12 protein-coding genes are annotated in these 14,121 nt (G+C 59.7%); 8 read left to right on the top strand and 4 right to left on the bottom strand.

Features of this window, described 5'->3' with window-relative positions; translation table 11 throughout:
• Positions 1-3: 3 nt before the first annotated feature.
• The 3 genes from LOC22_RS17360 (at position 4) to hutH (ending at position 4,071) form a co-directional block, all read left to right on the top strand.
• Positions 4-738 carry a histidine utilization repressor gene (locus tag LOC22_RS17360; RefSeq protein WP_017694120.1) on the top strand — a complete coding sequence of 245 codons (735 nt, stop codon included), beginning with the start codon at positions 4-6 and terminating at the stop codon, positions 736-738.
• 127 nt (positions 739-865) lie between these two features.
• Positions 866-2,554 carry a urocanate hydratase gene (gene hutU / locus LOC22_RS17365; protein WP_032671286.1) on the top strand — a complete coding sequence of 563 codons (1,689 nt, stop codon included), beginning with the start codon at positions 866-868 and terminating at the stop codon, positions 2,552-2,554.
• The gene (gene hutH, locus LOC22_RS17370; protein ID WP_015571090.1) at positions 2,551-4,071 is read left to right on the top strand and encodes a histidine ammonia-lyase; all 1,521 of its coding nucleotides are present in this window, start codon (positions 2,551-2,553) and stop codon (positions 4,069-4,071) included. The genes hutU and hutH overlap by 4 nt, the downstream gene beginning before the upstream one ends.
• Before the next feature lie 84 nt (positions 4,072-4,155).
• Here the strand turns inward: hutH and LOC22_RS17375 are convergent, their stop codons facing one another.
• Positions 4,156-4,632, bottom strand: a complete 477-nt coding sequence (locus LOC22_RS17375) for a kinase inhibitor (protein WP_045906628.1) — start codon at positions 4,630-4,632, stop codon at positions 4,156-4,158.
• A gap of 47 nt (positions 4,633-4,679) precedes the next feature.
• A complete protein-coding gene (gene bioA, locus LOC22_RS17380; RefSeq protein WP_017694117.1) occupies positions 4,680-5,969 on the bottom strand; it encodes an adenosylmethionine--8-amino-7-oxononanoate transaminase in 1,290 nt (429 codons plus the stop codon).
• Between the two features lie 86 nt (positions 5,970-6,055).
• On the opposite strand from bioA, the gene bioB reads away from it, so the two are divergent.
• From bioB to bioD, 4 genes are read left to right on the top strand one after another with little or no spacing between them, the layout of a single operon-like run.
• Positions 6,056-7,096, top strand: a complete 1,041-nt coding sequence (gene bioB / locus LOC22_RS17385) for a biotin synthase BioB (RefSeq protein ID WP_230239085.1) — start codon at positions 6,056-6,058, stop codon at positions 7,094-7,096.
• Positions 7,093-8,250: an 8-amino-7-oxononanoate synthase gene (bioF, locus tag LOC22_RS17390; RefSeq protein ID WP_033486378.1), complete on the top strand. Its 1,158-nt coding sequence runs from the start codon at positions 7,093-7,095 to the stop codon at positions 8,248-8,250. Before bioB ends, bioF begins: the two co-directional genes overlap by 4 nt.
• Positions 8,234-8,989, top strand: coding sequence for a malonyl-ACP O-methyltransferase BioC (gene bioC, locus LOC22_RS17395; RefSeq protein ID WP_032670301.1), 756 nt, complete (start codon positions 8,234-8,236; stop codon positions 8,987-8,989). The genes bioF and bioC overlap by 17 nt, the downstream gene beginning before the upstream one ends.
• On the top strand, positions 8,982-9,683 hold the full coding sequence (gene bioD / locus LOC22_RS17400) for a dethiobiotin synthase (RefSeq protein ID WP_074181795.1): 702 nt from the start codon (positions 8,982-8,984) through the stop codon (positions 9,681-9,683). The genes bioC and bioD overlap by 8 nt, the downstream gene beginning before the upstream one ends.
• Here the strand turns inward: bioD and LOC22_RS17405 are convergent.
• The gene (locus LOC22_RS17405; RefSeq protein ID WP_015571086.1) at positions 9,646-10,368 is read right to left on the bottom strand and encodes an ABC transporter ATP-binding protein; all 723 of its coding nucleotides are present in this window, start codon (positions 10,366-10,368) and stop codon (positions 9,646-9,648) included. The genes bioD and LOC22_RS17405 overlap by 38 nt on opposite strands.
• 748 nt (positions 10,369-11,116) lie before the next feature.
• On the opposite strand from LOC22_RS17405, the gene uvrB reads away from it, so the two are divergent.
• Positions 11,117-13,132 carry an excinuclease ABC subunit UvrB gene (gene uvrB / locus LOC22_RS17410; RefSeq protein ID WP_023303330.1) on the top strand — a complete coding sequence of 672 codons (2,016 nt, stop codon included), beginning with the start codon at positions 11,117-11,119 and terminating at the stop codon, positions 13,130-13,132.
• 78 nt (positions 13,133-13,210) lie between these two features.
• Here uvrB and yvcK read toward each other — a convergent pair whose 3' ends face one another.
• Positions 13,211-14,119 (bottom strand): uridine diphosphate-N-acetylglucosamine-binding protein YvcK, encoded by a 909-nt coding sequence (gene yvcK, locus LOC22_RS17415; protein WP_017384936.1) that lies wholly within the window; start codon positions 14,117-14,119, stop codon positions 13,211-13,213.
• Positions 14,120-14,121 lie beyond the last annotated feature (2 nt).

Here is a 14,121-nt window from a genome sequence, read left to right on the forward strand (position 1 = left end):
ATGATGTTTTCACGCTCGCCCCTGCCGCAGCCGAGCCCTCCCGCGCCTTTTTACGAAAAGGTGAAGCAGGCGATCAGCGAAAAAATCGCCGCCGGCGTCTGGCGCCCGCACGACCGCATTCCGTCCGAGGCCGAGCTGGTGGCGCAGTTTGGCTTTAGCCGAATGACCATCAACCGCGCACTGCGTGAACTGACCGATGAAGGGTTGCTGGTGCGTTTGCAGGGTGTCGGAACCTTTGTCGCCGAGCCAAAAGGACAGTCGGCGCTGTTTGAAATCCGCAGCATTGCCGATGAAATTGCCGCCCGCAACCATCAGCACCACTGCGAGGTGCTGGTGCTTGAAGAGACGCAGGCCAGCGCCGAACAGGCCATCGAGCTGAACGTTACCGAGGGCACCCGGATTTTCCATTCGGTGATGGTGCATTATGAGAACGACATTCCGGTCCAGATTGAAGATCGCTGCGTCAACGCGGAGCGGATACCGGATTACCTGAGCCAGGATTACACCCAAACCACACCGCATGCGTATCTCTCGCTCGTCGCCCCGCTGACGGAAGGGGAGCATATCGTGGAAGCCGTGCGCGCCACGCCGCAGGAGTGCGTGCTGTTGCGTATTAAAGAGCACGATCCCTGTCTGCTGATCCGCCGTCGTACCTGGTCGTCCTCGCAAATTGTGTCGCATGCGAAGCTGCTATTCCCGGGGAATCGCTACCGGTTGCAGGGCCACTTTATGTCATAAGTTTTATAAGCGTGATCGCTAACGCAATATAGCAAAATTGTATCTTTTTTGTTAAATCCGACCTTGTGTGTGCTTGTCTATACAAGTATATCTAAATGCATCACCTGTCCCTTATGAGGAACACACAATGTCGTCAGATAAATACCGCAAGCAGGATGTCCGCGCCGCGCGCGGCACCACGCTCACCGCAAAAAGCTGGCTCACCGAAGCACCGCTGCGCATGTTGATGAACAACCTTGATCCTGAGGTAGCAGAAAATCCCCACGAGCTGGTGGTCTACGGCGGCATTGGCCGCGCCGCGCGCAACTGGGCGTGCTATGACGCGATTGTTGAGTCTTTGACGAATCTCGAAAACGACGAAACGCTGCTGGTGCAATCCGGCAAACCGGTTGGCGTATTCAAAACCCATAAAAATGCGCCCCGCGTGCTGATTGCCAACTCCAACCTGGTGCCGCACTGGGCGACGTGGGAACACTTCAACGAGCTGGACGCAAAAGGGCTGGCCATGTACGGCCAGATGACCGCGGGTAGCTGGATCTACATCGGCAGCCAGGGGATTGTGCAGGGCACGTATGAAACCTTCGTGGAAGCGGGCCGTCAGCACTATAACGGATCACTGAAAGGCCGCTGGGTGCTCACCGCCGGACTGGGCGGCATGGGCGGCGCGCAGCCGCTGGCCGCGACGCTGGCGGGCGCGTGCTCCCTGAACATTGAGTGCCAGCAGAGCCGCATCGATTTCCGTCTGCGTACCCGCTATGTCGATGAACAGGCCGACAACCTCGATGACGCGCTGGCGCGCATCAAAAAGTACACCGCTGAAGGCAAAGCCGTGTCGGTTGCCCTGTGCGGCAACGCGGCGGATATTCTGCCGGAACTGGTGGCGCGCGGCGTGCGTCCGGACCTGGTCACCGACCAGACCAGCGCTCACGATCCGCTCCACGGCTATCTGCCAAAAGGCTGGACGTGGGAAGACTACCAGCAAAAAGCGGAAACCGATCCTGAGGGCACGGTACTGGCGGCCAAACGCGCCATGGCGGAACACGTCTCCGCGATGCTGGCCTTCAGTAAGATGGGTATTCCGACCTTTGATTACGGGAATAACATCCGCCAGATGGCGAAAGAGATGGGGGTGACTAACGCCTTTGACTTCCCCGGCTTCGTGCCCGCCTATATTCGTCCTCTGTTCTGCCGCGGCATTGGGCCGTTCCGCTGGGTTGCCCTGTCCGGCGACCCGGAGGATATCTACAAAACCGACGCCAGAGTGAAAGAGATTGTCGCCGATGACGAACACCTGCATCGCTGGCTGGATATGGCGCGCGAACGCATTAACTTCCAGGGCCTGCCGGCGCGTATCTGCTGGGTCGGGCTGGAGTGGCGGCAAAAACTCGGCCTCGCCTTTAACGAAATGGTGCGCAGCGGCGAAGTCTCCGCGCCGATCGTCATTGGCCGCGACCACCTGGACTCCGGCTCTGTCGCCAGTCCGAACCGTGAAACCGAAGCCATGCGCGACGGCTCGGATGCGGTCTCCGACTGGCCGCTGCTGAATGCCCTGCTGAACACCGCCAGCGGCGCGACCTGGGTATCGCTGCACCACGGCGGCGGCGTCGGGATGGGCTTCTCCCAGCACTCCGGGATGGTCATCGTCTGTGACGGAACTGATGAAGCGGCCGCGCGTATCGCTCGCGTGCTGCACAACGACCCGGCAACCGGCGTGATGCGTCACGCGGATGCGGGTTACGAGATTGCCATTGATTGTGCCAAAGAGCAGGGCCTGAACCTGCCGATGATCCCCGCCACACAAGGAAAGCCTGCATGAACGCGTTAACACTTACTCCCGGCTCGCTGACGCTCAAACAGCTGCGTCACGTCTGGCGTCAGCCGGTGACACTCTCCCTTGATGAAAGCGCCCACCGTGCCATTAACGACAGCGTGGCCTGCGTGGAGGCGATTGTGGCGGAGGGGCGCACCGCCTACGGCATCAATACCGGGTTTGGCCTGCTGGCGCAGACCCGCATCGCCACGCACGATCTGGAGAATTTACAGCGTTCGCTGGTGCTGTCGCACGCGGCGGGGGTTGGCCAGCCGCTGGACGATGAGATCGTCCGCCTGATGATGGTGTTGAAAATCAACAGCCTGGCGCGTGGGTTTTCCGGCATTCGTCTGAGCGTGATCCAGGCGCTGATGGCGCTGGTCAATGCGGAAGTTTATCCGTGGATCCCGGCGAAGGGCTCCGTCGGCGCCTCCGGCGATCTGGCGCCGCTGGCGCATATGTCGCTGCTCCTGCTGGGTGAAGGCCAGGCGCGCTGGCAAGGGGAGTGGCTGCCTGCGAAAGAGGCGCTGAAAAAAGCTGGCTTAACGCCGATCACCCTCGCGGCAAAAGAGGGGCTGGCGCTGCTCAACGGCACGCAGGCGTCGACCGCTTTCGCGCTGCGCGGTCTGTTTGAAGCGGAAGATCTGTTCGCCTCGGCGGTGGTGTGCGGTGCACTGACCACTGAGGCGGTGCTCGGCTCGCGTCGTCCGTTCGATGCCCGCATCCACGAGGTGCGCGGCCAGCGCGGGCAGATTGATGCCGCCGCCATGTACCGCCACGTACTTACCGATACTAGCGACATTGCCGATTCGCATCACAACTGTGAGAAGGTGCAGGATCCGTATTCCCTGCGCTGCCAGCCGCAGGTGATGGGCGCATGCCTGACGCAGCTGCGCCAGGCGGCAGAAGTGCTGCTGGTCGAAGCCAATGCGGTGTCCGATAACCCACTGGTATTTGCTCAGGAAAACGAGGTGGTTTCTGGCGGTAACTTCCACGCCGAACCGGTGGCGATGGCCGCAGATAATATCGCCCTGGCGATTGCCGAAATCGGGGCGCTGTCTGAGCGTCGAATCGCGCTGATGATGGATAAGCACATGTCCCAGCTGCCGCCATTCCTGGTGCGCAACGGCGGGGTCAACTCGGGCTTTATGATCGCCCAGGTCACCGCCGCGGCACTGGCAAGCGAGAACAAAGCCCTGTCGCATCCGCACAGCGTGGACAGCCTGCCAACCTCAGCCAACCAGGAAGATCACGTTTCGATGGCCCCGGCTGCCGGGCGTCGCCTCTGGGAGATGGCCTCTAACACCCGCGGCGTGCTGGCGGTGGAGTGGCTGGCGGCGTGTCAGGGTATTGATTTGCGCGAAGGGCTAAAATCCAGCCCGCTGCTGGAGCAGGCGCGCCAGGAACTGCGCGAGCACGTTACGCACTACGATGACGACCGCTTCTTTGCGCCGGATATTGATAAGGCGATGCAGCTTCTGGAGGAAGGACGGCTGGTGGGGCTGTTACCTTCGGTGCTGTGATTTTATGCCCGGTGGCGCTGCGCTTACCGGGCCTACGAGTACGAAATGTAGGCCGGGTAAGGCGTAGCCGCTACCCGGCTTTTTTTACGAATACATCGCCGTAATCGACGCGCTACCCAGCGAATGGAAATGCACGTTAAAGCCTACCATCGCGCCGCTCGCCCCTTCGTCGACCTCAATCTTGTCCACATCCAGCGCGTGCACGGTGAAGATATAGCGGTGCGTTTCCCCTTTTGGCGGCGCCGCGCCGCCGTAGCCCGCTTTGCCAAAGTCAGTGCGCGTCTGAATCGCACCGTCAGGCAGAGCGACCAGATCGGAACCGGAGCCCTGCGGCAGCACGCGCGTGTCGGCGGGCAGGTTTGCCACGATCCAGTGCCACCAGCCCGACCCGGTTGGCGCATCCGGATCGTAGCAGGTCACGACAAAACTTTTGGTTCCCGCTGGCACATTGTCCCACGCCAGATGGGGAGAGATATTATCCCCCTGATAACCCATCCCGTTAAACACGTGACGTTCCGGCAGCTTTTCGCCGTCGCGCAAATCTTTACTGATGATTTTCATCCGATTTCCCTCGTTACTCACTCATTCAGAAAGTGTAACGCATGGGGTTAAATCGCGAAATGCGCTGAAGTGTTAACGGCTTCAACCACTGCACCGGTCAGCTTGCGGAGCTGATCCGCAGAAATGCTGTACGGCGGCATGAGGTAAATCAGCTTACCGAAAGGTCGCACCCACACGCCCTGGTCAACGAAGAAGCGCTGCAACGCGGCCATGTTCACCGGATGCGTTGTCTCGATTACCCCGATGGCGCCCAGTACGCGGACGTCCGCGACGTATTCCGCCTCCGCCGCCGCGCTTAACTGCTGCTTCAGCTGCGCCTCAATCGCCGCCACCTGCGTCTGCCATGCGCCGCTTTCCAGAATGGCGAGGCTTTCGCTTGCCACGGCGCAGGCCAGCGGGTTGCCCATAAACGTCGGGCCGTGCATAAAGCAGCCCGCGTCGCCGTCGCTGATGGTATCGGCAACCTGGCGGGTGGTAAGCGTGGCGGAGAGCGTCATGGTGCCGCCGGTGAGCGCTTTCCCCAGGCACAGAATATCCGGCGCGATCCCCGCATGCTCGCAGGCGAACAATTTCCCGGTGCGGCCAAAGCCGGTGGCGATCTCATCGGCAATCAACAGGATCCCTTCGCGGTCGCACATCTTCCGAATGCGCTTCAGCCACTCGGGATGGTACATCCGCATTCCGCCCGCGCCCTGCACAATCGGTTCGAGAATAACGGCGGCAATCTCGTGGCGATGGGCCGCCATCAGCCGCGCGAAGCCCACCATGTCCATCTCGTTCCATTCGCCGTCGAAGCGGCTCTGCGGTGCTGGCGCAAACAGGTTTTCTGGCAGATAGCCTTTCCACAGGCTGTGCATGGAGTTGTCCGGATCACATACCGACATCGCGCCGAAAGTGTCGCCGTGATAGCCGTTGCGGAAGGTAAGGAACCGCTGGCGCGTTTCGCCCTTCGCATGCCAGTACTGCAACGCCATTTTCATCGCCACTTCCACGGCCACCGAGCCGGAGTCGGCCAGGAAAACGCACTCCAGCGATTCAGGCGTCATCGCTACCAGGCGACGGCATAAATCCACCGCGGGCTGATGCGTGATCCCGCCAAACATCACGTGTGACATCTGGTCAATCTGCGCTTTCATCGCCGCGTTCAGTCGCGGGTGGTTGTAGCCATGGATCGCCGCCCACCAGGAGGACATCCCGTCAACAAGCCGCTCGCCGCTGGCAAGATGCAGCTCGCAGCCGTGGGCCGAGGCTACCGGATAGACGGGAAGGGGGCGGGTCGTGGAGGTGTAAGGGTGCCAGATATGCTGCTTGTCGAAGGCGAGATCGTCCTGGGTCATAATCGACTTGTAAACCATTTTGAAAAGTTTTAGGTTTACAAGTATAAACCGAACCGACAATTAACAAAACCCTTTGGAGAAGCCCGATGGCTCACCACGCACGCTGGACGATGTCGCAAGTCACTGAATTATTCAACAAACCTTTCCTGGAGCTGATGTTTGAGGCGCAACAGGTGCACCGCCAGCACTTCGATCCGCGTCATGTTCAGGTCAGCACGCTGCTGTCGATCAAAACCGGGGCTTGCCCGGAAGACTGCAAATATTGCCCGCAAAGCGCGCGCTATAAAACCGGTCTCGAATCCGAGCGCCTGATGGAAGTCGAGCAGGTGCTCGACTCCGCGCGCAAGGCCAAAAACGCTGGCTCGACCCGCTTCTGCATGGGCGCGGCGTGGAAAAATCCGCATGACCGCGACATGCCCTATCTGGAGCAAATGGTGAAGGGGGTGAAGGAGATGGGGCTTGAAGCCTGCATGACCCTTGGTACGCTGAACGAAGAGCAGGCGCAGCGTCTCTCGGCGGCGGGGCTGGATTACTATAACCACAACCTCGATACCTCGCCGGAATTCTACGGCAACATCATCACCACGCGCACCTATCAGGAGCGTCTGGACACGCTGGATAAAGTGCGTGATGCGGGGATCAAGGTCTGTTCCGGCGGGATCGTGGGACTGGGAGAGACGGTAAAAGATCGTGCCGGCCTGCTGTTACAGCTGGCAAACCTGCCGACCCCGCCGGAAAGCGTGCCCATCAACATGCTGGTGAAGGTAAAAGGGACGCCGCTGGCGGATAACGAGGACGTGGATGCCTTCGATTTCATCCGCACCATCGCGGTGGCGCGCATTATGATGCCGACCTCTTACGTTCGCCTCTCTGCCGGTCGCGAGCAGATGAGCGAGCAGACCCAGGCGATGTGCTTCATGGCCGGGGCCAACTCCATCTTCTACGGCTGCAAACTGCTGACCACGCCAAACCCGGAAGAGGACAAAGATGTCCAGCTGTTCCGCAAGCTGGGGCTGAACCCACACCAGTCCGAGGTACAGGCGGGGGATAACGAGCAACAGCAGCAGCTGGAGCAGCAGATGTTTAACGCCGACACCGACCAGTTCTACAACGCGGCAGCCGTATGACCTGGCAGGCACGTATCAGGACCGCGCTCGACGAGCGGCGGGCGGCGGATGCGTTTCGGGTGCGCAGGGTAGTGGAAAACGGTGCAGGCCGTTTTCTCTCCCGGGAAGGAGAGCGGTTCTGTAATTTCTCCAGCAACGATTATCTGGGCCTGAGCCAGCACCCGCAGATCGTTCGCGCCTGGCAGCAGGGCGCGGATCGTTACGGCGTGGGCAGCGGTGGCTCCGGGCACGTCAGCGGCTACACCACGGCGCATCAGGCGCTGGAGGAAGAGCTGGCCGACTGGCTGGGCTACCCGCGGGCGCTGCTGTTTATCTCCGGTTTTGCCGCGAATCAGGCGGTGATTGCCGCCCTGATGGGCAAAGACGACCGCATCATCGCGGACCGCCTGAGCCACGCGTCCCTGCTTGAAGCGGCCAGTCTCAGCCCGGCGCAGCTGCGGCGTTTTGCCCATAACGATGCCTCTCAGCTGAACGTCCTGCTGGGTAAACCCTGTTCAGGGCTTCAGCTGGCGGTGACGGAAGGGGTATTCAGCATGGACGGCGACAGCGCGCCCCTTGCCACCTTGCATGACGTCGCAAAACAGCAGAACGCCTGGCTGCTGGTCGACGATGCCCACGGTATTGGCGTCACCGGCGAGGAGGGGCGCGGAAGCGCGCACCAGCAACGCGTCAGGCCGGAACTGCTGGTGGTCACTTTCGGCAAAGGCTTCGGCGTCAGCGGCGCCGCGGTGTTGTGCAGCGAGCCGGTGGCCGATTACCTGGTGCAGTTCGCCCGGCACCTGATCTACAGCACCAGCATGCCCCCGGCGCAGGCCGTGGCGCTCTCTGCGTCGCTTGCGGTGATCCGCGGCGAAGACGGCGCTGAACGCCGGGCGCGCCTGGCCGACCATATTCAGCGTTTTCGCCGGGGGGTAAGCGCACTGCCTTACCGGCTTACCGACTCGCACAGCGCCATTCAGCCCGTGATTGTGGGTGAAAACCCTCGGGCGCTGATGCTGGCACAGGCGCTACGAGAGCGGGGGCAGTGGGTCACGGCGATCCGCCCACCCACCGTGCCGCCAGGCACCGCGCGCTTGCGTCTGACGCTCACGGCAGCGCACGAGCCGCAGGATATCGATACGCTTCTGGAGGCACTGTATGTCTCCTGTCAATAAACAGGCCGTTGCCGCCGCGTTTGGCCGGGCAGCGCAAAGCTATTCACAGCACGATGAGCTGCAACGCCTGAGCGCCCGCGGGCTGCTGGCCGCGCTCGGTGAGGGGCGTTTTGCGCAGGTGCTCGACGCTGGCTGCGGGCCTGGCGGCAATAGCCGCTACTGGCGCGCAACGGGTAGCCACGTCACGGCGCTGGATTTATCCGCGCAGATGCTGGATGAGGCCCGCCAGCAGCAGTCAGCAGACCGTTATCTGGTGGCCGATATCGAGGCCATCCCGCTGGAGGATGCGCTGTTTGACCTTGTCTGGAGCCATCTGGCGGTGCAGTGGTGCGCCAGCCTGCCGCAGGCCCTACGCGAGCTTTACCGTGTGGCACGGCCCGGCGGAGCGGTGGCCTTTACCACCCTGCTGGAAAGTTCGTTGCCAGAGCTGAATCAGGCGTGGAGGGCAGTGGATGCGCAGCCGCACGCCAACCGGTTTCTCTCGCACCAACAGGTCACTCAGGCGCTGGCAGGCTGGCGCTATCGCTGCATGGTCCAGACCGTCACCCTCGAATTTAGCGATGCGTTAAGCGCCATGCGATCGCTTAAGGGTATAGGCGCGACGCACCTGCACGCCGGACGGGAGAAGAAACCCCTTACCCGCGGCCAACTCCAGCGTCTCGAGCTGGCCTGGCCGCAGGAGCAGGGCCGGTTCCCGCTCTCTTATCATCTTTTTCATGGGATTATTGAACGTGACTGAACGTTATTTTATTACCGGCACGGACACTGAAGTCGGTAAAACGGTTGCCAGCGCCGCGCTGTTGCAGGCGGCGCGTCTGCTGGGGAAAACTACGGCCGGGTATAAGCCCGTAGCCTCCGGCAGCGAGATGACGCCGGAAGGCTTACGTAATACCGATGCGCTGGCGCTACAGCGTAACAGCAGCCTTACGCTGGCCTATTCTGCGGTGAACCCCTATACCTTTGCTGAACCCACCTCGCCGCACATCGTCAGCGTCGATGAAGATCGTCCGATTGATTTTTCGGTGCTCTCTTCCGGGTTACGCGACCTGGAAACACAGGCCGACTGGGTGCTGGTGGAGGGGGCTGGCGGCTGGTTTACCCCGCTGTCCGACGAGCAGACATTTGCTGACTGGGTGCAGGCCGAGCAGCTTCCGGTCATTCTGGTGGTTGGCGTGAAGCTTGGCTGTATCAATCACGCCATGCTGACCGCCCAGGCCGTGCAGCAGGCCGGGTTGCGTCTGGCAGGGTGGATTGCCAATGACGTGGTAGCGCCGGGTAAACGTCATGCTGAGTATCTGGCGACGCTGAAGCGGGTGCTGCCTGCGCCGTTTCTCGGCGAGATCCCGAGGCTTGCCGACGGCGCAGAGCAGGCGGAAACCGGACGCTATCTCGACCTCAGCGCCTTATGTCCCGCGCCATCCAGTGCGCAATAAGGTCGTCATCCAGCTCGTTAACGTGGCCCTGTGCCACGTTACGTCCGCGATAGAGCATGCAGAAACGATCCGCTACCCGGCGGATAAACGACAGCTGTTGCTCCGCTAACAGCACCGTCATTCCCAGCTCCCGATTCAACCGCACCAGCAACTGCCCCAGCCTGCGCGCGAAACCGTGCCCTGCGCCATGCATGGGCTCATCCAGAATCAACACGCGCGGACGATTAACCAGCGCACTGGCGAGGGCCAGCTGATACTGGTCGTCAGGGGACAGCGCAGAGGCACGGCTCTGTCGCAGCGGATAGAGCTCCGGAAACAGGGCATACACGTCACTTTTTGATGCCGGGTCGGGTTTCCCCGTCGCCCGCATAGCGATATGCAGATTTTCATCGACGGTGAGCTGAGAAAATATTCGCCGATCCTGCGGGACGTAGCCTATCGTCGGCGGCGCCGGGAATGCTGACGCAGGGTTGAGCAAGTTATGCGGCGGCGCGCCAGCCTCATGCCAGATGATGGTGCCGCTCTCGACGGGCACCTTTCCGGTAATGCAGTTCATAAGCGTGGATTTGCCCATGCCAGGCAGGCCAACAATGCCCGTACAGATGCCTTGCGGGAAATCGATATTCACGTTCCATAGCGTATGTTGGCTTCCGTAAAACTGATTTACAGCACGCAGACTCAACATCTTTCTCTCCTTAAAAATGTGTGGGGTGATGCACAGAGTGATGTCTGCAAAACGCCTGCCAGGAACTTCATAATGATTAAAAAAAGGCCATTTTTAGGAATAACTCACTATCAAAAGCTGAACGTTTATACGAATTGCACACTCCTGGTGCTGCGTATGTCGAATTGTGGTGCAGGAGAAATGACAGAATTGTGATTAAGATCTCGCCAGTCGCTTATGAAAAAATGAACGTTTTCCAGGCAAAAAAGAGTGATAAAAATTTTTTACTGCCGCTTCGTGGGAAAAACCGGGAATTTGCTGGAGTGCATGCTGTACGGGCTGGAGGCAGTTATCCACTATTCCTGTGGATAACCTTGTGCATTAGAGTTAGAAAACCCGCGATAAGCGAGAGAATACGCGGGTTACAACCAAATTGATGCGAAACGCGGCTTAATAAATTAGTCTTTATTTTTTAACGAATTAGATAAAAGCAATTCCCTCAACGCCAGCGAGACCTGTTGCCATAAAACTTTCATAACCGCCCTTGACAAATGTTAAAAAAGTAATAGTTCTGGGGATAACCCCCTGAGGCTGGTGTTTTATTTTGTCACAGTCGAAATTTGGCTCGCGAACGCACTAATCCTCTCTGCGCTACGCTAAATATCCTGACATGCTACTGGTTTTTCATCCAGTGTTTTTTACTGGCAATCCTGGCCACAACGAGTAAAATTACTCACCTGCCGCTTATTCTGTCATCAGGTCGTCGCCCATGAGTAAACCGTTTAAACTGAATTCTGCTTTCCGTCCTTCCGGGGATCAGCCCGAGGCTATTCGTCGCCTGGAAGAGGGGCTGGAGGACGGGCTGGCGCACCAGACCCTGCTGGGGGTTACCGGTTCGGGCAAAACCTTCACCATTGCCAACGTCATTGCCGATCTCCAGCGTCCGACGATGGTTCTCGCGCCGAACAAAACGCTGGCGGCGCAGCTGTATGGTGAGATGAAAGAGTTCTTCCCGGAAAACGCGGTGGAGTATTTCGTCTCCTACTACGACTACTACCAGCCGGAAGCCTACGTTCCCAGCTCCGACACGTTTATCGAGAAAGATGCCTCGGTGAACGAACATATCGAGCAGATGCGTTTGTCGGCGACCAAGGCGCTGCTGGAGCGTCGTGATGTGGTGGTGGTGGCCTCGGTGTCGGCGATCTACGGCCTGGGCGATCCGGATCTCTATCTCAAGATGATGCTGCACCTGACGCAGGGGATGATCATCGATCAGCGTGCGATTTTGCGCCGTCTGGCGGAGTTGCAGTACACCCGTAACGATCAGGCGTTCCAGCGCGGGACCTTCCGCGTGCGCGGCGAGGTGATTGATATCTTCCCGGCGGAGTCGGACGATATGGCGCTGCGCGTGGAGCTGTTCGACGAAGAGGTTGAACGCCTGTCGCTGTTCGATCCGTTGACCGGTCACGTCGAGTCGGTGATCCAGCGCTTCACCATCTACCCGAAAACGCACTATGTAACGCCGCGCGAGCGTATTGTGCAGGCGATGGAAGAGATCAAAACCGAGCTGGCGGACCGCCGCAAGGTGCTGCTGGCGAACAATAAGCTGCTGGAAGAGCAGCGCCTGAGCCAGCGTACCCAGTTCGATCTGGAGATGATGAACGAGCTGGGCTACTGCTCCGGCATCGAAAACTACTCGCGCTACCTCTCCGGGCGCGGGCCGGGCGAAGCGCCGCCGACGCTGTTTGACTACCTTCCGGCGGACGGCCTGCTGGTGATCGACGAATCCCACGTTACGATCCCCCAGATCGGCGGGATGTACCGCGGTGACCGCGCGCGTAAAGAGACGCTGGTGGAGTACGGGTTCCGACTGCCGTCAGCGCTGGACAACCGTCCGATGAAGTTTGAAGAATTTGAGGCGCTTGCTCCGCAGACCATCTACGTATCGGCCACGCCGGGCAACTACGAGCTGGAAAAATCCGGTGATGACGTGGTGGACCAGGTGGTGCGTCCGACCGGGCTGCTGGATCCGATTATCGAGGTGCGTCCGGTGGCGACGCAGGTGGACGATCTGCTCTCGGAAATACGTGCCCGCTCCGCCATCAACGAGCGCGTGCTGGTTACCACGCTCACCAAACGTATGGCGGAAGATTTGACGGAGTATCTGGAAGAACACGGCGAGAAGGTGCGGTATCTGCACTCGGATATCGATACCGTGGAGCGTATGGAGATCATCCGCGATCTGCGTCTGGGCGAGTTCGACGTGCTGGTCGGTATTAACCTTCTGCGAGAAGGGCTGGATATGCCTGAGGTGTCGCTGGTGGCGATTCTGGACGCGGACAAAGAGGGCTTCCTGCGTTCCGAGCGCTCGCTGATCCAGACCATTGGCCGCGCCGCGCGTAACGTCAACGGGAAGGCGATCCTGTACGGGGATAAAATCACCCCGTCGATGGCCAAAGCGATTGGCGAAACGGAACGTCGTCGCGAGAAGCAGCAGCGCTACAACGAAGAGCACGGCATCACGCCGCAGGGGCTGAACAAGAAGGTGGTGGATATCCTGGCGCTGGGTCAGAACATTGCGAAGACCAAAGCGAAAGGCCGCAGCAAGGCCCGTTCAGTGGTGGAAGAGGATACCGTCGCGCTGACGCCGAAAGCGTTGCAGCAGAAGATCCACGAGCTGGAAGGGCAGATGATGCAGCATGCGCAGAACCTGGAGTTCGAAGAGGCCGCGCAAATCCGCGATCAGCTGCATCAGCTGCGGGATCTGTTTATTGCGGCATCGTAGTTTTTTGCCCGGTGGCGTTTTCGCCCTCTCCCTGTGGGAGAGGGCCGGGGTGAGGGCATCAGGCCGCACAAAACGAACCTAACCTAATGCCTGAATCGCCTTTTCCAGCGCCTCGCGCAGCAGATGGCGGTCGTGGCGATATTTAATATCGCTGGCTTCCAGCGGCTCCTGCACCACCACGCGATCGCCAATCCCCGATACATCCACTTTTGGCCCGACCACGACACCATCGATAATTTTCTTACCAACGTACTGTTCCATCAGGTCCAGCTTATCCGCCAGCGACAGGCTTGCCGCCGCCGGGCTGAGTTCGCGGCCTAAATTACCGATATAGACCATGGGCGCAGGCGTTCTGCGCAGCGCCTGCGCCAGCTCTTTCACCAGCAGGATCGGCATCAGGCTGGTATAAAAACTTCCCGGCCCAATCAGGATCAGATCGGCCTCGGCAATCGCTTCTACCGCTTCACGCGTTGCGGGTACGCTGGGGTAGGTCATTAGCTCTTTTGGCGGAAGAAGAAGCTGGTCGATATTCACTTCACCATACACTTCGTGATCGTCGGCATCGATCGCCATTAAATCCACCGGCTGTTCGGACATCGGGATCAGGAATGCATCCACCTTTAACAGGTTACGAATTAAATTGATCGCTTCCAGAGGGCGCACGCTCAGGTGATCCAGCGCCTTTAACATCAGATTTCCAAGGTTATGGCCTGAAAGTTCACCATTCCCGCCAAAACGGTACTCAAACATCGCCGAGGCCACGCTTGGCTCCGTGATAAGCTGGTTGAGGCAATTGCGCATGTCACCCCAGGCAATCCCGCCTTCAGCGCGTCGGATCCGCCCGGTTGAGCCGCCGTTGTCCGTTGTTGTCACGATGCCCGTCAGGCGCGAGCCCAGTGACGATAACGACGACATCACTCGTCCCAGACCGTGACCTCCGCCAAGAGCGACCACACGGTCCAGATCCGCAAAAGTGCGATTGCGCATAC

This window comes from Enterobacter sp. AN-K1, from assembly GCF_020971765.1.
Lineage (GTDB): Bacteria > Pseudomonadota > Gammaproteobacteria > Enterobacterales > Enterobacteriaceae > Enterobacter > Enterobacter hormaechei_C.